The 20,175-nt window shown below is 64.7% G+C and carries 20 protein-coding genes; 8 read left to right on the top strand and 12 right to left on the bottom strand.

From position 1 onward, the window contains the following. Positions 1–24 precede the first annotated feature (24 nt). The 4 genes from AC1DPX_RS24015 to AC1DPX_RS24030 all read right to left on the bottom strand — a co-directional run bounded on the left by AC1DPX_RS24015 (position 25) and on the right by AC1DPX_RS24030 (position 3,975). Complete coding sequence (locus tag AC1DPX_RS24015) at positions 25–1,170, bottom strand: hypothetical protein (RefSeq protein WP_202358179.1); 1,146 nt, start codon at positions 1,168–1,170, stop codon at positions 25–27. A gap of 40 nt (positions 1,171–1,210) precedes the next feature. Then, positions 1,211–2,299 (bottom strand): hypothetical protein, encoded by a 1,089-nt coding sequence (locus AC1DPX_RS24020; protein WP_477239878.1) that lies wholly within the window; start codon positions 2,297–2,299, stop codon positions 1,211–1,213. A gap of 308 nt (positions 2,300–2,607) precedes the next feature. After that, positions 2,608–2,997 (bottom strand): c-type cytochrome, encoded by a 390-nt coding sequence (locus AC1DPX_RS24025; protein WP_477239879.1) that lies wholly within the window; start codon positions 2,995–2,997, stop codon positions 2,608–2,610. Between the two features lie 120 nt (positions 2,998–3,117). After that, on the bottom strand, positions 3,118–3,975 hold the full coding sequence (locus AC1DPX_RS24030; RefSeq protein WP_477239880.1) for a LysR substrate-binding domain-containing protein: 858 nt from the start codon (positions 3,973–3,975) through the stop codon (positions 3,118–3,120). A 99-nt stretch (positions 3,976–4,074) separates the two neighbouring features. Here AC1DPX_RS24030 and AC1DPX_RS24035 point away from each other — a divergent pair, with 99 nt between their 5' ends. Further along, a complete protein-coding gene (locus tag AC1DPX_RS24035; RefSeq protein WP_477239881.1) occupies positions 4,075–4,971 on the top strand; it encodes a DMT family transporter in 897 nt (298 codons plus the stop codon). A gap of 22 nt (positions 4,972–4,993) precedes the next feature. Here the strand turns inward: AC1DPX_RS24035 and AC1DPX_RS24040 are convergent, their stop codons facing one another. Further along, positions 4,994–5,605, bottom strand: coding sequence for a thymidine kinase (locus AC1DPX_RS24040; protein ID WP_202358184.1), 612 nt, complete (start codon positions 5,603–5,605; stop codon positions 4,994–4,996). A gap of 9 nt (positions 5,606–5,614) precedes the next feature. Beyond that, complete coding sequence (locus AC1DPX_RS24045) at positions 5,615–5,839, bottom strand: hypothetical protein (protein WP_202358185.1); 225 nt, start codon at positions 5,837–5,839, stop codon at positions 5,615–5,617. On the opposite strand from AC1DPX_RS24045, the gene AC1DPX_RS24050 reads away from it, so the two are divergent. The 3 genes from AC1DPX_RS24050 to choV all read left to right on the top strand — a co-directional run bounded on the left by AC1DPX_RS24050 (position 5,838) and on the right by choV (position 8,939). Next, the gene (locus AC1DPX_RS24050) at positions 5,838–6,773 is read left to right on the top strand and encodes a choline ABC transporter substrate-binding protein (protein ID WP_202358186.1); all 936 of its coding nucleotides are present in this window, start codon (positions 5,838–5,840) and stop codon (positions 6,771–6,773) included. The genes AC1DPX_RS24045 and AC1DPX_RS24050 overlap by 2 nt on opposite strands. Positions 6,774–6,906: 133 nt before the next feature. Then, a complete protein-coding gene (gene choW / locus AC1DPX_RS24055) occupies positions 6,907–7,761 on the top strand; it encodes a choline ABC transporter permease subunit (protein ID WP_202358187.1) in 855 nt (284 codons plus the stop codon). Continuing rightward, the gene (gene choV / locus AC1DPX_RS24060) at positions 7,758–8,939 is read left to right on the top strand and encodes a choline ABC transporter ATP-binding protein (RefSeq protein WP_477239882.1); all 1,182 of its coding nucleotides are present in this window, start codon (positions 7,758–7,760) and stop codon (positions 8,937–8,939) included. Before choW ends, choV begins: the two co-directional genes overlap by 4 nt. A gap of 3 nt (positions 8,940–8,942) precedes the next feature. Here the strand turns inward: choV and AC1DPX_RS24065 are convergent, their stop codons facing one another. Beyond that, complete coding sequence (locus AC1DPX_RS24065; protein WP_202358189.1) at positions 8,943–10,349, bottom strand: ATP-binding protein; 1,407 nt, start codon at positions 10,347–10,349, stop codon at positions 8,943–8,945. Then, entirely contained in the window at positions 10,346–11,062 is a 717-nt protein-coding gene (locus AC1DPX_RS24070; protein WP_202358190.1) for a response regulator, read from the bottom strand. Before AC1DPX_RS24070 ends, AC1DPX_RS24065 begins: the two co-directional genes overlap by 4 nt. A gap of 346 nt (positions 11,063–11,408) precedes the next feature. On the opposite strand from AC1DPX_RS24070, the gene AC1DPX_RS24075 reads away from it, so the two are divergent. The 4 genes from AC1DPX_RS24075 (at position 11,409) to clpS (ending at position 12,933) form a co-directional block, all read left to right on the top strand. After that, the gene (locus AC1DPX_RS24075) at positions 11,409–11,708 is read left to right on the top strand and encodes a hypothetical protein (RefSeq protein ID WP_019860700.1); all 300 of its coding nucleotides are present in this window, start codon (positions 11,409–11,411) and stop codon (positions 11,706–11,708) included. Positions 11,709–11,745: 37 nt separating this feature from the next. Beyond that, on the top strand, positions 11,746–12,012 hold the full coding sequence (locus AC1DPX_RS24080; protein ID WP_477239883.1) for a hypothetical protein: 267 nt from the start codon (positions 11,746–11,748) through the stop codon (positions 12,010–12,012). 162 nt (positions 12,013–12,174) lie between these two features. Further along, the gene (locus AC1DPX_RS24085) at positions 12,175–12,489 is read left to right on the top strand and encodes a hypothetical protein (RefSeq protein WP_202358192.1); all 315 of its coding nucleotides are present in this window, start codon (positions 12,175–12,177) and stop codon (positions 12,487–12,489) included. 138 nt (positions 12,490–12,627) lie between these two features. Beyond that, positions 12,628–12,933: an ATP-dependent Clp protease adapter ClpS gene (gene clpS / locus AC1DPX_RS24090; RefSeq protein WP_477240095.1), complete on the top strand. Its 306-nt coding sequence runs from the start codon at positions 12,628–12,630 to the stop codon at positions 12,931–12,933. Between the two features lie 237 nt (positions 12,934–13,170). Here clpS and AC1DPX_RS24095 read toward each other — a convergent pair whose 3' ends face one another. From AC1DPX_RS24095 to AC1DPX_RS24110, 4 genes are read right to left on the bottom strand one after another with little or no spacing between them, the layout of a single operon-like run. Further along, on the bottom strand, positions 13,171–15,249 hold the full coding sequence (locus AC1DPX_RS24095; protein ID WP_202358193.1) for a hypothetical protein: 2,079 nt from the start codon (positions 15,247–15,249) through the stop codon (positions 13,171–13,173). A gap of 5 nt (positions 15,250–15,254) precedes the next feature. Beyond that, a complete protein-coding gene (locus AC1DPX_RS24100) occupies positions 15,255–18,074 on the bottom strand; it encodes a DUF4159 domain-containing protein (protein WP_477239884.1) in 2,820 nt (939 codons plus the stop codon). Beyond that, positions 18,071–19,066: a DUF58 domain-containing protein gene (locus AC1DPX_RS24105; RefSeq protein ID WP_477239885.1), complete on the bottom strand. Its 996-nt coding sequence runs from the start codon at positions 19,064–19,066 to the stop codon at positions 18,071–18,073. The genes AC1DPX_RS24100 and AC1DPX_RS24105 overlap by 4 nt, the downstream gene beginning before the upstream one ends. Beyond that, positions 19,066–20,070, bottom strand: a complete 1,005-nt coding sequence (locus AC1DPX_RS24110; RefSeq protein ID WP_202358196.1) for an AAA family ATPase — start codon at positions 20,068–20,070, stop codon at positions 19,066–19,068. Before AC1DPX_RS24110 ends, AC1DPX_RS24105 begins: the two co-directional genes overlap by 1 nt. Between the last annotated feature and the right edge of the window lie 105 nt (positions 20,071–20,175).

Genomic DNA, 20,175 nt, shown 5'->3' on the forward strand with positions numbered 1-20,175 from the left:
GAAGGATGCTCCGTGGTGTTACGGTCAGACGTCCGAGATGACCTGTCCGTTGGACAGGATATGAACCTTGTAGCCGCCAAAGATCTTCTGTGCTTCGCCGGCGGCGTAGAGCGCCTGGTAGGCCTCGTGCGGGATCAGCGCGTGGTTCTCGTAGCTCGACACGCCCTGGCGCGCGGCTTCCAGGTCGTCGGTGTTGATGAAGAATTCCTGCGTCGTCTTCTCGCTGGAAAATAACCCCTTGCGGCCGGGCTTCTCGCCCTTGGAATAGACCTCCTGGATGGTCCAGGTCAGGAGCCAGGCGTTTTCCGGCTTGCGCACCTTGGCCAGCACTTCTGTCACCGTCGAATTGTTGTCGGTAATGCCGGCCGAATAAAAGGGACCGAGCACGACACGGCGCAACTGCTTGGGGTGCAGCGGCTCGAAATCCTTGTCGAGGTTGACGGCAATGGTCGCCGGCGACAGCGTGTAGGCGGAATTCTTTTCGGTGAAATCGTCGAAACGGTGCGCAAGCTCGGGATTGAGCAGGCCGTCGACGGGCAACGGGATGTCGACCTTGTCGTTGAGCTTGCCGTTGCGGTCGACGAGTTGGCGGACCATGTTCTCGGAGGAATCCTCCACGGTCACCATGTAGACCAAAGGCAGGTTGGCGCTGCCGTCGAAACTCGCCCAATGGACGAGATAGTAGGGCAGTGCCGTCTTCGGATTGACCGAGACCTTGGCCGTCTGCGCCAGCGTGAACGGCCCGAAGGTCTGCTCGCTCTTGACGTCCTCGAGATAGAGCCGCTCGGCCATCGACTTCTGCAGCGCTTCGGGGAATTCCTTGTGGCGCAGGATGAAGTCGGCCATCTCCTCGCGCAGCTCGCCGGCCAGCGGGATGTTGGCGAGCCGGCTGTCGGCCTGGCGGCGGTCGTTTTCCAGTTCGAGCAGGTTCTGGAACACCGGGAAGCCGCTTTCGGCGCGCGAAATGCGGAACGTATCCATGAAGCCCAGCCGGTTGCGCCAGCAGCCAAAGGACTTGTCGAGCCGGGCGATGTATTCGGCAACGATCTTGGCGACGATGCCGTGCCGGTAAAGCGGTGAGCGGTCGTCGCGCATGAACACTTCAAGGCCGCTGAGCGCGGCCGTGATTGCCGAGAAATACCGCGCCGCCGCGTCGTTTTCGGGGGTCATTCTGTCAGTCCTGGGATTGTCGCACCGGTGCGCGCGGCAATTATGACTGCACGTAGTTGGCCGAATTGTGCTTCTTCAGCACCTCGTCGAAGCGGCGGGCAAAGGCGTCGTCGGCCAGCTTCTTGCGGCGCTGGATATCGGCGCTGGCGACCATGTTCTTCTCGTGCATTTCGAGCAGGTCGCCAATGTGCTTCTGCGAGGCGGCGCCAATGCCGGCCATGGTTTCTTCCGCCGTGTTGTCGACCTGGCTGCCCAGCGTGTTGATCTTGTGGGCGACATCCTGCTGGGCGGCGGTCTTCAGCGAATCTTCCAGCGCCTTGTAGAGCACGATGCGCTGCTCGGTATCGATGGTCAGCTTGTTGATCAGCGTCGACTGCGCGGCGATCTGGTTGTTGAGTGAATCGACGAAGGTCTGGAACATCGAGGTGTAGCGCTCCAGCGTCTGGCTTTCGGCCAGCAGTTCCTGTTCCTTGGCCTGCTTCTCATTGTATTCGGTGGCCAGTTTCGAGCGCTCGCCTTCGAGCTGCGTGCGGTCCTTCTGGCTGGTCGAGGCGGCGATCTTGTTTTCGATGTCGAGCAGCATCGGATTGAGCTCCTCGATGCGCTTCTGCACGGCTTCGAGGTTCGACATGGTGGTCTTGCGGCGCTCGATCACCTGCGACAGGCTGGTCTCGGAAGTCTTGTAGCGCTGGTCGAGCACCTCCTTCTGCGCCTTCAGGATGCCGACGATGGTCTCGGACTTGGCCAGAAGTTCCTGCAGATTGCCGGCCAGGGACATGTTGCGGACGCGGTCGGTGCGCATGCGCTGTTTGCTCTGGCTGGAGAAGATGCCGACGAAGTTTTCCCAGCCGGTGTAGTTCTTCATGCTCTCGAACTCGGCGCCGAAGACGTTGGTGGCGTCCTCCAGCCCGATGATCAGGTCGGCAATGTTGCCTTCCATCACCTTCTGCTGCTTCAGCACATCCTCGATGCGGGCGTTCTCGATGTCGAAATTGGCGTCGCCGATCTTCTTGTCGGCGGTGGCGAGCGTGTCGAGCACGGTGCCGGACTGCTCGATCTTGGTGCGCATGTCCTGGACGACCTGCTTGGTCTTGGCAATTTCGGCATCGAAATTCTGCAATGTCGCCATAGGGGCCTCCCGCTTCGGCTTCCGGTCGCTGGCTGCGAACAGCGGCGAATATATGTGGGGCTTCCGGCGATTGAAAGACGTGAAGACAAGGGCGGCGTGAAAACAAAAGAATCCGCCAAGGCCTTGAAAGACAATCAAGGTGGGGTCATGGCGTGATTAGCCGGTCAGTCGGGACTAGTTCAACTGCCATTGAACCTTCATGCGGGCAGAGCAGTCAGCCCCTTCCGGCGGGAAAATCCTGAATTCGCCAGGGAATTGAGCCGGTTGCAGGCAGACATATCAGGCGCAGCCCTGCCGCCCGGGCGCATTCAGGGTTTGGGATCGGCCTTCAGATAGGCAATGACATTGGCGATGTCGTCATCATTGGTCAGGCCGCCAAAAGCCATTTTGTTGCCAGGAACCTTGAGCTTGGGGGCCCTGAGATATTCGGCAAGATTTGCCTCGTCCCAGACAAGACCGCCAGCGCCAGCGCCCTTCATTGCCTCCGAATAATGGCCAAGGAAGCTTTCCGCGGTGCCCGCGGTGCGGCCGACCACACCCATGAGATGCGGGCCGACCTTGTCGCGGTCGCTGGCCGCCTCATGGCAGGCGATGCAGCGGTTGAAGACTTTCTTTCCCAGCGCCGGATCGCCGCCGGCATGGGCGGCGATCGAGGTGGCCAAGAGAAGAAGACTGGCTGAGGAAATGGCGCGAAGCATGGCTGACCCCGGAGAGCTCTGGCTGACGGCCTTGTAGGACCGAGGCCTTAACAAACGCTGCATCATGGCGGATTGGCAAGGGCGGACCTTCGCCCAATCGCCCGCGGCCGGAAGTGGATCTCAGGCCTGCTGCGCGAGGTCGCGGCGCAGGAAATCATGCAGCCGATCGACCGCCGGTGTCGTCGACATCGGGTTGCGCAGGATGCCGACTTCGAGATCCGGCAGCGCGGGAAGCCCTTCATTGGCGCCAATGATGCGCAGCGACTGAGGCACGCTGCGCTGGGCGAGACCGGCGACGGCAAGCCCGGCCTGCACGACCGCGATCAGGCCAAGCAGGGAGGCGCTGGAATAGGTGCAGCGGTAGGAGCGGTCGGCATCGCCAAGCGCTTGCAGGACATTCATCCTGGCGGCGCAGCCGGGCTCGAACAGGGCGACTGGCAAGGGATCGGCCTGCCAGGCGACATGGTTTGATGAAGCGACCCAGACGAAACGCTCCAGCCTGATCACGTCGAGCGGCTGGTCCGGCAGGCGGGTAACGATCGCCAGGTCGAGCCGCCCTTCCGCCAGGGTTTTCACCAGCGCGGTCGACTGTTCGCAGATCAGTTCCACCGTGACCAGCGGATGATCCTCGGCAAAGCGCGATAGCACTGGCGGCAGGAGGAAGGCGGCGTAATCGTCCGGCACGCCAAGGCGTACGATGCCCGTCTCCTTCGACCGGGTGACGCTCGCCCAGGCCTCGTCAGACAGTTTCAGCAGCCGGCGCGCATAGATCAGAAAATCCTCGCCGATGGCGTTGGGAGTGACCGTTCTCGGTCCGCGCACAAGAAGCTGATTGCCCACCATCTCCTCCAGCCGCTGCATCTGCATGCTGACCGCCGACTGGCTGCGGCCGACCCGGGGCGCGGCATTGGACAGGCTGCCGCTTTCGACGACGGCGACGAAGGTTTTCAGGAGGTTGAGGTCAAGCGGAGCAGCCATGGTGCTATCAGCATATCGAATAGATCGCTCCAAATCTATTCGCTTGTTTGAAAGCTGTCCTGCTGGCCAGATGGGTCTTGTCCGTTTGAGGAGCCTTCGATGAAGGAGCTGCCAACCTCCCGTTTTCCGGCCGCGAGCCTGGCCTTTGCGATGACGATTGCCGGCACGGTTGGCGCCTTCGTGACGGAAGCGGGGCTCCATCCCGTGACGATCGTGTTCTGGCGCTGCGTCTTCGGCGCCATGTTCCTCGGCGCATGGTGCCTGCTGCGCGGCTATCTGCCGGACAGGACGCTGTCGCCGTCCCGCCTCGCGCTGGCAGCACTTGCCGGCGCCTGCATGGTGCTGAGCTGGACCGCCTTCTTCGCCGGCTTCGCCATGACCTCGATCGCCACGACAACGATCGTCTATCACGTGCAACCCTTCTTCGTGGTCATCATCGGCGTGGTCTTCCTCAAGGAGCGTATCTCGCTCGACCAGATCCTGTGGATGCTTGGCGCGTTCCTCGGCGTCGTGCTGGCCAGCGGGCTGGTGGTTTCACATGCGCAAGCCAGCGCGGCATGGGCGCTGGGCATCGCGCTGACGCTGGTCGCCGCGCTGCTCTATGCGGTGGCGACGATCCTGGCCAAGGGGCTCGGTCAGCAGCGCGCGGAGGTCACCGTGCTTTGCCAGACGATCGTCGGCATCGTCATGCTCGCGCCTTTCGCCGGCATCGGCCAGCCTATTCCCGCGCATTCATGGGGTTGGCTGGTCAGCATCGGCGTGCTGCACACCGGCATTGCCTATGTGCTGATGAACTCGGCCTTTCCGCGCCTGACGACGCCGGTGATCGGCATCATCACCTTCATCTATCCGGTCGTTGCCATCGTCATCGACTGGGCGGTCTACGGGCATCCGCTCGGGCCGGCGCAGGCCGCCGGCATGGCGCTGATCGCCATGGCGACGCTCGGTGTCCGGCTGAGCTGGCGGTTTCCGCTGAGGCGTGTCTTAGCGGCCTGACGCGGATCGCCGCGCAAGAGGGTCAGGATTTCATGAAGCCGATGAAATCGTCGGGCGCGGCGCGGCCCATTTCCTCTTCCCAGTGACGGCGGCAGAGCGAGACATAGACATCCTTGCCGATCGCCACCTGCTCGCCCTGGCGGGCCACCTTGCCGTCCGGGCCGAGGCGCACGACCATCGTGGCCTTCCGGCCGCAGCGGCAGATGGTGCGCACTTCGCGCAAATCGTCGGCGATCGCCAACAGAGCGCGCGAGCCGGAAAACAGCTTGCCCTGGAAATCGGTGCGCAGGCCGTAGCACATGACCGGTATGTTCAGCCGGTCGGCGATGCGGGCCAATTGCCAGACCTGCTCCTCCTCGAGGAACTGCGCCTCGTCGACGAAGACGCAATGCACCGTCGTGTGGTCGTGGTGCTCGGCGACGCGGGCGTAAAGGTCGTCGCCGTCGCGGAACATCTCGGCCTCGGTCTCCAGTCCGATGCGCGACGAGATCAGGCCGCTGTCGCCCTTGCGGTAATGGCCGGCGACGAACAGCATCGTCGTCATGCCGCGCTCGCGGTAATTGTAAGAGGCCTGCAAGAGCATCGTCGTCTTGCCGGCATTCATCGTCGCATAGTGGAAGTAGAGTTTGGCCATGGCTGCCTTTTAAGCCGACTTGCCGCCGCGCGGGGAGTGGGCGCAGGCTTCGTCCACCAAAAACTCCATGTCGTTCAAAAACCTGTCATGTCGCGTAATGGCCAGCGCGCGCCGTTCATCGTGATGTTGCGCCGCTTGAAACAACATCAAAATGGTGTTTGGCTGACGAAACAAGGCGGGCGCAAGAACCGTGACTTCGCTTTGCCGCAAAATTTGCAATGGGAGAAAGTTCATGTCGCGTATGAAATCTATCGTCGTCGGCCTCGGCCTGGCGGCCCTGCTGTCCACGACCGCCGCTTACGCCGGCGATCCGGCAAGCTGCAAGGCGGTGCGTCTCTCCGATGTCGGCTGGACCGACATTCAGGCTACGACCGGCGTCGCCTCCGTTCTGCTCACCGCGCTCGGCTATGAGCCGCAGACGATCCAGCTGTCGGTGCCGGTCACCATGGCTTCGCTCAAGAACAAGGACCTTGATGTCTTCCTCGGCAACTGGATGCCGTCGATGACCAACGACATCAAGGACTACACCGCCGACGGTTCGGTCGAGACGATCAGCACCAACCTGACCGGCGCGGGCTATGGCATCGTCGTGCCGACCTATGTCGCGGACGCCGGCGTCAAGTCGCTGACCGACATCGGCAAGTTCAAGGACAAGTTCGGCGGCAAGATTTACGGCATCGAAGCCGGCAATGACGGCAACCGCATCATCCTCGACATGATCAAGAACCCGAAGGACAATCTCGAGGGCTTCGAGCTGGTCGAATCCTCGGAGGCCGGCATGCTGACGCAGGCCGAGCAGTCGATGAAGAACAATGAGTGGATCGCCTTCCTCGGCTGGACGCCGCATCCGGTGATGGGCGCCATGAAGATCACCTATCTCGACGGCATGGGCGACAGCGGCTTCGGGGCCGCCACCGTGTTCACCAACGTGCGCAAGGGCTACACCACCGAATGCCCGAACGCCGGCAAGTTCATCGCCAATTTGAAGTTCAATCTGGACATGGAAGGCCAGATGATGGACGCGATCCTGAAGGGCGGCGACGCCAACACGGTGGCAAAAGATTGGCTGAAGAAGAACCCCGACGCGGTCAAGCCATGGATCGCCGGCGTGACCACCTTCGACGGCGGCGATGCCGCAGCGGCGATCAAGACCGCGCTCGGAAGCTGAGCCGACTGTGATTTCGGCGTGACCGAAATAAAAGGGCAGCCATTCTGGAAAAGGCTGCCCTTTTTCATATCGTGTGACAAGATGACGTTGCGCGAGCCGGGAGCGGGACGGCTCATGGACGAAGAGGGGTAAGATGGATCCGATTTCGCAATTTATGGTCGATCACAAGATCCCGATAGGGGCCTGGGGAAAGGCGTTTTTCGGCTTTCTTACCGATAATTTCGACACCATCTTCAGGGCCTTCTCCAATGGCCTCAATTTCATCCTCAACGGGCTGGTCGACCTGCTGCTGATGGTGCCGCCGGTGCTGCTGGCGCTGGTCATCGCGATAATCGCCTGGCTGTTGCAGCGCTCGCGGCCGCTCGCCATCGGCGTCTTCCTCGGCCTGATCTTCATCATCAACCAGAACCTGTGGAAGCAGACCGTACAGACGCTGGTTCTGGTCGTCGCCGCTGCCGCCATGGCCATGGCCATCGGCGTGCCGCTCGGCATCTGGGCGGCGCACAAGCCGAAGGTCTACCGCATCATGTTGCCGGTGCTCGACCTGATGCAGACGCTGCCGACCTTCGTCTACCTGATCCCGGTGCTGACGCTGTTCGGCCTCGGCAACGCGCCCGGCCTCATCGTCACCATCATCTTCGTCATCCCGACGGCCGTGCGGCTCACCCATCTCGGCGTCGTCTCGGTGCCGAAGTCGATCATCGAGGCCGGCGAGGCGTTCGGCGCCACCAAGAGCCAGCTTTTGTGGAAGGTGGAACTGCCCTCGGCGCTGCCCACCATCATGGCGGGCCTGACGCAATCGATCATGCTGTCGCTGTCGATGGTGGTGTTCGCCGCTCTCATCGGCGCCGGCGGGTTGGGTACCGAGATCAACCGCGCGCTCGGCTCGCGCCGCATCGATCTCGGGCTTGAGGCGGGCCTTGCCATCGTCGTGCTGGCCATCGTGCTCGACCGAATGACCCGCATTGGCGTTGGAGGCAAGAAATGACCGTCGCCGTTGATTTCAAGAACGTCGATATCGTCTTCGGCGCCGACCAGGCCGGCTCGCTGGCCATGATCGACAAGGGCGCGACGCGCGCCGAAATCCTGGAGAAGACCGGCAATGTGCTGGGCTGCGCCGGCGCCAGCCTCACCGTGCATGAGGGCGAGATCTCGGTGCTGATGGGCCTGTCGGGCTCCGGCAAGTCGACGCTGCTTCGGGCCGTCAACCGGCTCAACGTGGTGTCGCGCGGCCAGGTGCTGGTCAAGGACGGCGACAGAACCGTCGACGTCGTCACCTGCGACGAGCCGACCTTGCGGCGGCTGCGCCAGAAGCAGGTGGCGATGGTGTTCCAGCAGTTCGGCCTGCTGCCGTGGCGCACGGTGGAGGAAAATGTCGGGCTTGGCCTCGAACTCGCCGGCGTGCCGGACGCCGAGCGCAAGGAGCGCGTGCACAGGCAGCTCAAGCTGGTCAATCTCGACCAGTGGTCGAAGAAATACGCGCATGAGCTGTCGGGCGGCATGCAGCAGCGCGTCGGCCTGGCGCGGGCCTTCGCCACCGAGGCGCCGATCCTGTTGATGGACGAGCCGTTCTCGGCGCTTGACCCGCTGATCCGCACCAAGCTGCAGGACGAATTACTGCAGCTGCAGGCCGAGCTGAAGAAGACCATCATCTTCGTCAGCCACGATCTGGAAGAGGCGCTGAAGATCGGCAGCCACATCACCATCATGGAAGGCGGGCGCATCGTGCAGACCGGCGCGCCGGAAGACATCGTGCTGCGCCCCGCCAACGATTATGTCCGCGACTTCATCGCCAATGTGAACCCGCTCTCGGTTCTGACCGCCTGGAACGTGATGCGCGACCGCCGCGACCTCGAAGAGAGCAAGGACGGCTGGGTGTGGCTCGACCGCCGCAAGACGACGCGCTTCAAGATCGACGAGCACGGCCTTGTGGCGGCGGCCGAACGCGACGGCAAGCCTGCGGTGTGGGTGTCCTGCGCCGATGTCGAGGCCCAGTCGGAGGAAGCAGCGCAAGTATTCTGGGCCAATCCCGGCACGTCGCTGAAAACCGTCATGCTGGCCATGCATCGCTCGCAGACCGCACCGGTGGCGCTGTTCGACGATCAGTCGCGCTTCGTCGGCGCCATCGGCATCCGCGATGTGCTGAGCGCGGTGTTGCGAAGGTAGAGCTCAGGCTGCCAGCGGCAGCCGCAGCTCCGTCAGCAGCCCACCATCCGGATGGTTGGACAGGTGGATTTCGCCGCCGGCGGCGCGCGCGATGTTGCGGGCGATGGTGAGGCCGAGGCCAAGGCCGCCGGTCTGGCGGTTGCGCGACTGTTCCAGGCGCACGAAGGAGCCGAACACGGCATCGATCTGGGCCTGCGGTATACCTGGCCCTTCGTCGCGGATGGCGAGCGTGATCGTGCCGTCCGAGCGATAAAGGCTGAGATGCGCCTTCTTGCCGTAGGTGACGGCGTTCTGCACCAGATTGGTGACGCAGCGTTTGAGCGCCACGGGCCGCGCCATGCAGATCAGGCCGCGCGAACGGGTGTCGTCATTGTCGAAGGAGACCTCCGGATAGGGGTCGGCGATCGATTCCACGAGCGACCAGAAATCGATGCGCTCGGTCTTTTCCTCGTTCACCTCGAAAGTGGCGAAGTCGATCACTGAACTGGCGATGCTCTCGACATCGGCCAGATCATGCGCCAGCGCCTCGCGGACCGCCGATTTGCGCAACAGTTCGAGCCGCAGCCGCATGCGCGTCATCGGCGTGCGCAAATCGTGCGCGAGTGCCGCGGCCAGATGTTCGCGGTCCTCGACATATTCGCGCAGTCTCGTCTGCATGGCGTTGATCGCCCTGGCGGCGGCCCGGACCTCGCGGCTGCCCGATTCGGCGATCGGCGGGCTCTTCAAATCCTTGCCGATCCGGTTCACGGCGGTTTCCATCATCCGGTATGGTGCGGTCAGCCGGCGCAGCGACCAGATCGACATGATCACCACCAGGCCGGCGATCAGCGAATAGAGCGGCAGGCTGTCGAAACTCAGGATCGGGCCGACGGGCGTGATCGGCTCGGTGAAGTTCAGCCACTGGCCGTCGGCGAAGCGCAAGGAGGCCGTCAGCTTGTCGCTCTGGGCGAAGTCGGCGGCAAGTACCAGAAGGTCGCGCTCGACCTGGCCGATATCGGGGCCGGATACCGTGCTGGCGTCGTCGGCCTCGCGTGTCGCGGGATCGCGCCGGACGCGCGCGTCGGTGACGCCGAACTTCGTCAGCCGGCCAACGAGGATGTCCTCGAGTTCGGCCAGCTCGTCGTCGCCGGCGATCGAGGAGGTGACGGCGGGCGTGTCCGAGACGGTAAGGGCGTAAGTCGAATTGAAGAGGCCTGCCGCCGTTGCCTTGCGCTCCTCAGGCGTGGCGCCGCTCATCAGCTGCACCAAAGAGAAGGCGCGGTCGTTGAGACGGTAGAGGTCGACCACGTCGTTGGCCGCGGCGCGGTCGCGCGAGACAATGTAGAGGGTCGCGACCTGGCTGATCAAAAGGCCGGCAATGACGATCAGCAGCACCCAGGCAGGCAAGGTCTGCGGCAGGAGACGTTTCATTCGGAGGTCGTCTCGGGCAGGAACTGGTAGCCGCCGCTGCGCACCGTCAGGATCAGTTTCGGTGTTTTCGGATCATCTTCCATCTTGCGCCGCAGCCGGCTGACGAGGATGTCGATGCTGCGGTCGAAGGAATAGTCGCTGTCGCCGCCGGAGAGTTCGATGAGCTGGTCGCGGGTGAGTACGCGCTGGGCGCTCTTGACGAAGGTCTGCAGCAGGTTGAACTCGGCCATGGTCAGCTCGACCCTGACATCGTCGGGCGCCGTCAGCCGGCGCCGCGAACAGTCCATCGTCCAGCCGGCGAAACGGTAGATCTGCTTGGTGGCGGCGCGCTTCGGCTCGGCGGCGCCGTTGCGCCGCAGCACGGCGCGGATGCGCGCCAGGAGTTCGCGCGGGTCGAAGGGTTTGGGCACATAGTCGTCGGCGCCCATCTCCAGGCCGACGACGCGGTCGGTGGTTTCGGTGACGGCGGTCAGCATGATGATCGGCGTCGAATACTGGGCGCGCAAGTCACGGCACAGTTCCAGCCCGCTCTTGCCGGGCAGCATCACGTCGAGCACGATGAGGTCCACCTGCGAGCGGCGCAGGACGGCCTCCATCTCGGTACCGTCGGCGGCAACCGACGTGTGCAGGCCCCGCTTCTGGAAGAACTCCTGGAGGAGGTCGCGGATGCCCTTGTCGTCGTCGACGATCAGTATGTGTGCGTCGGATTTCACGAGGTGCCCTGTTTCGATTGCCAGCCAAGTCATTCCTGGCTGGTGAGCCACACGATAGAATTCGGGCCATATGTTGGCCAGTGCCTTGGATTTCAAGGGAGAACGAATTCCGTCTTCTCCACATGGAAAGCCACGGTCGTGCTGAAGCTGTTTGTTTCCATGCGTGTCGTTTTCCCAAAGCCGGGACCACTTTTGGGCGACACCCATCGCCCGGGCGGGCCAGACACAATCCAGAAACAAAATTCTACAATCGGGAAAAACTCCTGAAAAGGTAGGGCGGCATAACGGTGCCGTGGCGGTCAGATTACCGGCTGCGACGCAAAATCTCCGGGTTCACGGAAAAACCATGCCAAGCTTGTCGATCAGTTTGTTGGGTGCGTTGCTGGGCCTTGGCCTGGTCACTGCCGCTGTTGGACAATCGGATGCAAAGGCGCCGCTCACCCGGAGCGAACGGTGCGCCAATCTCAGCCACCAATTTGATGAAGCCCTCGAAACCCATGCCACGGCAACGCAGGTCACCGCGGCAAAGGCACTTCAGAGAAAGGGCAACCGGTACTGCGCCGCCAAGAAACAGGCGCAGGGCATCCGGATGCTCGCCAACGCTCTGAAGCTGCTTGGAGTGACACCGAACGACCCGGTCCAGTGACACTCAACTTGACCAGCATAAAAAGGAAATGAAAGCCATGAAAAAGTCCATCCTCTCCGCCACCGGTCTGGCCGTCGCTCTCGCTTTCGCGATGCCGGCTCTCGGCAACGCCGCTGCCACCACGACCGCTGCTCCGGCTGCTGCCGCCACCACGACCACCCCGGCTCCGGCTGCTGACGCCACCGCCAAGCCCCCGGTGAAGAAGGTCGTCAAGAAGGTCAAGCACAAGAAGGCTCCGGCCAAGAAGGTCGTGAAGAAGGCCACGGACAAGGCGACGGACAAGGTTGCTCCGAAGAAGCCCTGATCGGCTCTGAAGCCAGTTTCTATCGAGGCCGTTCCAGCCCTAGCCGGCTGGGGCGGCCTTCTGCCAGGCACCCGATCGAGCGGCTGAACGCCGGCGGCCCACAGCCAGCCACCTCGATCCGACTTAACCCGTTTTCAACGCCGGCCGTGTAGGACAATCCGCATGAAGAAGCGGCTTTCGTCCATTTTGCGTTCCATGGTGATTGGCGGCCTGGTTGCCACCGGTGTCGCCAGGGTGCTGATTCTGCTCACCGCCAGCCCCGTGCCCGACCCTGCCAGCGGCCGCACCGAGCCCTCGCTGTTCGCGCCGATAGTTTCCAGCAACTGGGACTACATCACGCCTGTCCAGGCATGGCTGCTGATCGTGCTTCTTGCCGTGACGCTGGTCTGCATTGCCGGATGGCCGATCGCGGCCTGGATGGAACGCCGGGCCGATGCCGATGCCAACCGCCGCATCTTCGGCCGCCAGGGCCGTTGAACCGCGCCCGACAATTTCCCACATGGTTGTGAATGACCGGGCCGGCCCGCCGGCGGTCCGCATGCCAATCAAAATGGACGATCGCTGCCGCCCGTGGCAAAATACCGGGGCAGCCCGATCGCGAAACTGTCGGTTCCGATGCCTGAAATCACCACAAAACCGCGAACCAAGGTCAAGCCGCAGACCGAGCGGCCGAAGCTCTACAAGGTCATCCTCGTCAATGACGACTTCACACCGCGCGAATTCGTGGTGACGGTGCTGAAGGGCGAGTTCAAGCTCAGCGAGGACCAGGCGCACCGCATCATGATCACCGCGCACCGGCGCGGCGTCTGCGTCGTCGCGGTCTTCACCAAGGACGTCGCCGAGACCAAGGCGACGCGCGCCACCGATGCCGGCAAGGCCAAGGGCTACCCGCTGCTGTTCACGACCGAGCCGGAAGAGTGAGTGGCCGGTTCGCCGCCGGCGAATTCATCGTGCCAGTGGCACGATGAAAGGTCACGAACGCTGGGGAGTTGCCGCAGGCAACGGGGCCCCGGCAGACGCCGTTTGACGTGAAGGGCCGACGGCTATGGTGCCAACGGCTGATTAGTATCGAATCTCAGATCAATACTTCGGAGGCCAGCGCTGCCCCTCATCCGTCTGCTGGCACCTTCTCCCCGCATAGGGACGGGGAGAAGGGAACTACCGCCCCTCGCGGTACCACATCGAGCCCATCGCCAGGAGCAGCAGGCCGAGGCCGAGGAAGCCGCCGAACAGCGGTACGCGCGAGACGGCCTTGAGCACGCTGTCGTCCGTGGTGCGCAGGCCGATCCAGTCGCTGCCGGAGGCCTCGCCGCTCGAGCGCACCGGCACGATGGACGGCAAGGTCACGTCGCTGCCAAGGGCAGAGGACGAGGCCAGCCGGCGCACGCTGCCGCCGGTGGCTTCCGCCGGCGCACTCAGCAGGTTTTCGGTGGAGATGACGTCGGCGAATTCCGGCGCATTGACCGGTCCGACATGGGCGAGCGCGGTGAGATCGCCATTGGCGACCTGGAAGAGGCCGATCTCGTTGGTCTGGACGCTGCCGAGGAAGACGCCGGGCTCGGATTTGTCGAGCTTGACGGTCACCGTCTTGCCGGAGGGCGTGATGATCTGCGCCGGGCCTGGATCGTCGGCCATGGTCTGGCGGCGGATCTCCAGCACCATGCCGCGCCCCTCGGCGGTCAGCCGCTCTTCCTCGAGCTCGGGCTCCTTCATCAGCCAGTGGGCGATGCGCCGGTAGAGCTGGACATGCGGGCCGCCGCCCTCGAAGCCGCGCGCCCACAGCCAGCCCTGGTCGGACAGAAGCATCCCGACGCGGCCTTCGCCCTTGCGGTCGAGCAGCAGCAGCGGCCGGTTATCGGCGCCCTTCATCACCACTTCGCCTTGCGGATTCTGCACGCCGATGGTGCGGAACCAGCGGCTCCAGTGCGGCGGCTCGGTGGCCGAACCGTCGAGGCCGCGCGTCACCGGATGACGCTGGCCGAGGTCGGTGAGCCGCGGATAGAAGGCCTTTTCGACCACTTCGCCGGTCGGCATGGCCGGCAAGGCCGACATCAGCGGCGTGCGTGCGATCGAAGCCTCGCCGGCATATTCGGGGCCGGCGGCGATCAGCAGCGCGCCGCCCTTTTCGACATATTCGGAGATGTAGTCGTAATAGAGGATCGGCAGCACGTCACGGTGCTGGTAGCGGTCGAAGATGATGAGGTCGAAATCCTTGATCTTCTCGACGAACAGTTCGCGCGTCGGGAAGGCGATCAGCGACAATTCGTTGATCGGCGTGCCGTCCTGCTTTTCGGGCGGCCGCAGAATGGTGAAGTGGACGAGATCGACCGAGGCGTCGGACTTCAGCAGATTGCGCCAGGTACGCTCGCCCGCATGCGGTTCGCCCGAAACGAGCAGCACGCGCAAATTCTCGCGGATGCCGTCGACCAGCGCGATGGCGCGGTTGTTGGTGTCGGTCAGCTCGCCCGGTTCGCGATCGATGGCGAGTTCGATGATGTTGCGCCCGGCGCCCGGAATGGTCACCTGCAGCGGCATGGCCTGGCCGACCGTGGCGTGCTCGACCGAGACCTGCTCGCCATTGACCGAGACGCGCACATCGACCGGGCCGGTTTCGTTTTCCGTCGAGATGACACGGTAGGTCATGTCGAGCGGCTTGCCGACGATGCCGAAACGCGGCGCATTCTCGAAGCGGATGCGGCGGTCCTTTTCGTGGTCGTTGCCGGTGATCAAGGCATGCAGCGGGGCGTTGAAGTCGGGCGCGCCGGGGGGCGCGTCATGCACCTCGCCGTCGGTGATCATGATGGCGCCGCCGATGCGCGAGGGCGGCACGTCGCGGAAGGCGCCTTCCAGCGCACCGAACAGCCGTGTTTCGGTACGCTCCTCGGCGGCATCGGACTTGCCGGCCTCGACGACGCGGACGTCGAACTGCTTGAAGCGGCCAAGACGCTGCTGCAGCCCGGCCAGCGCCTCGTCGGTCTGTTTGGTGCGGTCGCCAATGTCCTGGCTCTGGCTGCGGTCGACGATCAGCGCGACGACACTCTTCAGCGGCTCGCGCTCCTCGTTGAGGAACACCGGATTGAACAAAGCGGCGGCCAGCGCCAGCAGGGCGACGAAGCGCAGGACACCGCCGCGCTGGCGATACCACAGGCCGACGAGTGCCAGCAGCGCGAGCGGCACCAGCACCAAGGCCAGCAGAGGCCAGGCGATCAGCGGTTCGAAAGAGATCGACCAGTTCATTTGGCTTACTGCCCCAGCCGTTCGAGCAGGATGGGGACATGCACCTGGTCGGATTTGTAGTTGCCGGTCAGCATGTACATCATGATGTTGACGCCGGCGCGCAGCGCGTAGATGCGCTGCATCGGATCGGCCGGCACGGTCGGCAGCAGCGGGTCGCCGTTCTCGTCGACCGCCCAGGCGCCGGCGAAATCATTGGCGGTGATCATGATCGGCGAGACGCCGTCGCCTGTGCGCACCGGCCGGTTGTCGGCATTGCTGGCGTCGAGCGAGGCCTCGACCCAGAGCGGGCTGCCACTGAAGCGGCCGGGGAATTCCGGCAGGATGAAGAAGGACTTGGTCAGCACGTGGTCCGACGGCACCGGCTCCAGCGGCGGTACGTTGAGGTTGCCGAGGATGTCGCGCAGCCGCTCGGTCGCCGGGCTGGTGGAATCGGCGCCGATGCCGTTGGCGAACTGGTCGCGCGTGTCGAACAGCACCGTGCCGCCCTGCTGCATATAGGCGTCGATGCGGGCGATCGCGGCCTGGCTCGGCATGGGTGCGGCCGGATCGATCGGCCAGTAGATCAGGGGATAGAAGGACAACTCGTCCTTGGCGATGTCGACGCCAGCCGGCTCGCCGGGTTCCAGCGCGGTCTTCTCGATCAGGAAGCGGGTCAGGCCCTCGAGCCCGGCGCGGCTGATCGAATCGTCGCCCGGCACGCCGGTCAGCACATAGGCGATGCGGGTCTTCGAAATCGCCGCGATGGCCGCTTCGTCGCCTGGCTTGGCATCATCGGCGCGGGCGAAATCGGCGTGCCCGAAAAGCGCGCCAAGCGCGATCAGGACGGCCGCGGTGGTGGCCGCCGCGCCGGCACGGCGCCGCCGGCGCGAGAACAGCCCGCCCATCCAAAACACCGCCAGCGTGTCGAGCAGCATCAGCACCAGCGCGGCCGTGACCAGCGAACCCTTCAGATTTCGGGATTCATCGAAGGCGTACTGGATTGATGTGACCGGAACGGTCAAGCGCGGGCGGGCCAGCGGCACGAACGTGCTTGCGGCATCGAGCAGATTGTGGGCGAAGACGCCGGTCTCCGAGCCGTAAAGGCCAGGCGGGTTCTCGAAGGTCACCGGTACGCCGGCGCCCGGCACCAGTGGCCGCGCATCCGGCGTCGGCGGCACCAGCGAGCCGTCGGCGGCGATCATGCGATAGGGCGCCAGCGACGTGGCGGCGGCTTCGGCATTGGCGATCGCCGCGCCCTGGTTGCGCGACAGCTGCACGATACGGCGCAGCATCTCGACGAAGCTGCCCGAGATCGGAAGGTTCGACCAGGTTGCCTCCGGCGTGACATGGAACAGCACCAGCGTGCCCTTGCCTTTCTTCAGCCCGGTGACCAGCGGCGTGCCGTCGGCAAGAGCGGCCCAGGTGCGTTCGACGATGTCGGGTGTCGGTTCGGCCAGCACCTGCCTGCTCACGGTGACCTCCGTAGGCGGCGCCAGATCGGCGAAGGGACCGGCCTTGGGAAATTCGGTGACCGGCTGCGGCGATGTCCAGGACAGCGCGCCGCCGAGCGAACGCTCGCCTGTGCGCAGGCGGACCGGCAGCAGATCGTCGTCATTGCCGGCGGCGGCCAGCCGCGAGCCGGCAAAACGCACCAGCGTCCCGCCATTGTCGACCCAGTCGACCAGCCTTTGCCGGACCTGTGCGGGAATGGTGCCGATATCGGCCATGATGATCATAGCCGGCTTCTGGTCGAGGATCTGCGGGATGGCGTCGGCGAGATCGGCGCTGGAGGGTTCAACCAGGTCGGCGAAGGGCTGCAGCGCGCGCCTGATGTAGTAGAGCGGCGACAGAAGCGGCTGCGCCTGGTCGGCCTCGGCCTGCGACAAGAGCCCGACGCGGCGGCGCTTGGAGCTTTCGTCGAGCACGCGCACCGCACCCGCCTGGCGCTCGCCGTCGAGCGCGATCGAGGCGAAGTCGTTGCGCAGCTCGAACGGCACCCCCATGGTGCCGGTGGCGGTGGCTTCGCCGGGCGCGAAGGTCAGCGTCGCATCGGCGATACGGCGGCCCTTGTCGTCGAAGGCGCCGGCGGTGACCTGTGCGGGCGCCGGATCGCCCGGTGCGCGGATGGCGGTGAGCGCGAAACCGTCGACCTGGTTGTCGGCGGCGGTAAGCCCGGTCAGCGAAAGGCGGTCGGCCGTTGCCCACACCACGCGCGCGGCATTCTTCGACAAGAGCGTGTTGAAGGCGGCTTCGTCGCCTTTGGCCGCCAGGCCGTCGGCCAGCACGGCGACGCTGGCGCCGGGCAAATTCTCCAGCACGCCGGCGACGCGGGCATAGACGGCGGGCCGGTCGGTCGGGATCGGCCGCGGCTTGGCGGCGCGCAGCCGGTCGAGTGCGGCGGCGGCATCGAAGGGGCCGATCTCGGCGTTGGGTTTTTCGGCGGTGAAGGCGATGATGACGGGCACGCCGTTCGAGCCGGCGTCCTTGATCAGCCGCTCGGCGGTGGCGACGCGCTTGTTCCAGTCGGCGGCACTCGCCCAGCCATTGTCGATGACCAGCGCAAGGGCCGCACCCTCGGCCGGCAGTTTTTCGCGCGGGTTGAAGACCGGTTCGGCCAAAGCGGCGACGATGAGGCCGGCCATCAGCAGTCTGAGCAGCGTCAGCCACCAGGGGCTTTGATGCGGCGTCTCCTCGCGCTTCAAGACGCGCGCCAGGATCTTCAGCGGCGGGAAGATCTCGGCCTGCGGCTTGGGCGGCGTCAGCCTGAGCAGCCACCAGATCACCGGCAGCGCCAGCAGGCCCCACAGCACCATGGGAGCGCCAAAGGAGAGCGGCAGCCAGTTCATGCGCCAACCACCTTTCCTGGCTGATCGCCAGTGGCGATCATGCCGGCACGAGCGCCAGCACCGGTCGGCCCGAATTGACCAGCACGACCGCTACCGGCATAGCCGCCATCGGCGGTCATCGCCATGTGGAGGCGCACCAGCGCGTCGGACGCCAGCCGATCGGTGTGGTTGACGGTAAAACTCCAGCCGAGCCGCTTGCACCATGCGGCCAGCTCCTGGCGGCGGGCGGCGTAGAGCAGGCGGTATTCGTCGCCCAGCATTTCGGCGCGTCCGGCGGTCAGCTTGTCTCCGGTCTCGGGATCGGTGAACTCGGTGCGGCCGGCATAAGGGAAGGTCTCCTCGGCCGGGTCGGCGACCTCGATCAGATGGGCGCGCACGCCGTGGCGGGCGAGCACGTCGAGCCATTCCATCGTTTCCTCGACCGGATCGAGGAAATCGCTGGCAATGACGATGTCGCAGAAGCGCCTGATGTCGGAGAGGTTGGGCTTTGCCGGCAGGTCGCCGGCATGCATGAGCTGGGCGGCGATGCGCTCGGCGCCACTGCGGGCGGTGAAGGGGTCGGTCAGATCAGGCCAGGCGATGCGTTCGCCGCTGCGCGACAACAATTCGGCCATGGCCAGCGCCAGCACCAACGCACGCGATTGCTTGGAGACGCTGGCGCCGGTCGATTTGTAAAGCATGGACGGCGAGGGGTCGGCCCACAGCCATACCGTATGGGCGGCCTCCCATTCGCGGTCGCGCACATAAGTGTGGTCGTCGCGGGCCGAGCGGCGCCAATCGATGCGCGAGGAATCACCTTCGACATAGGGCCGAAACTGCCAGAAATTCTCACCGATGCCGCGCTTGCGGCGGCCATGCCAGCCGGCGATCACGGTGTTGACGATGCGCCGCGCCTCGACCAGCAGGTCGGGCACAAGCGAAGCCCGCAACCGGCCACGGGCGAGCGCGTCGCGCGTCGCTGCCGGAGCCTGGACCTCGCCGATACGCGCCATCAAATCCCTTTCACGAGTTTCGCCACCACGTCGCGCACGCTGGTGCCTTCGGCGCGGGCCGCGAAGGTCAGCGCCATGCGATGCTGCAGCACCGGCTCGGCCAGAGCCCGCACATCGTCGACCGAGGGCGCCAGCCGTCCGTCGTAGAGCGCGCGGGCGCGTGTGCACAGCATCAGCGCCTGGCTGGCGCGCGGGCCGGGGCCCCAGGCGACATGTTTGTCGGTCTCGGCATTGCCCTGCCCGGGACGCGCCGAGCGCACCAGGGTGAGGATCGCCTCGACGACGCTTTCGGGCACCGGCATGCGGCGGATCAGCGTCTGGATCTCCTTCAGCCGGGCCGGCTGCAGCACGTTCTGCGCCTTGGCATCCTCGATGCCGGTGGTTTCCAGCAGGATGCGGCGCTCGGCCTCGATTTCGGGATAGAGGATATCGACCTGCATCAGGAAGCGGTCGAGCTGGGCTTCGGGCAGCGGATAGGTGCCTTCCTGCTCCAGCGGGTTCTGCGTTGCCAGCACATGGAAAGGTGCGGGCAGGTCATAGCGGGCGCCGGCGATGGTGACGTGATACTCCTGCATGGCCTGCAGCAGCGCCGACTGGGTACGCGGCGAGGCGCGGTTGATCTCGTCGGCCATCAGCAGCTGGGCGAAGATCGGCCCGGAGATGAAGCGGAAGGAACGCTTGCCGGTCTCGTCCTGCTCCATCACCTCGGAGCCGAGAATGTCCGACGGCATCAGGTCGGGGGTGAACTGGATGCGGCGCGAATCGAGGCCGAGCACGACGCCCAGCGTTTCGACCAGCTTGGTCTTGGCAAGGCCGGGAACGCCGACCAGCAGCGCATGGCCGCCGGCCAGCAGCGCCACCAAAGTGCGCTCGACGACAGCCTCCTGGCCGAAGATTACCCGGCCGACCCCGTCGCGGATCCTGGAAATGTCGGCCAGCGCCTTTTCGGCCTCGGCGATCATGTCCGTTTCGCTGATCGGGCTTTCCTTGACCATCACGCTCATTCGGCTCGATCCCTTTGGTTGGAAATACCGGCCCGCACCATATCATATGTCGCCGCGATTCGGCCTCGCGTAGCGCCTATGGTCGAACTTAAATCACAGACTTAG

This window comes from Mesorhizobium sp. 01N446, assembly GCF_056399285.1.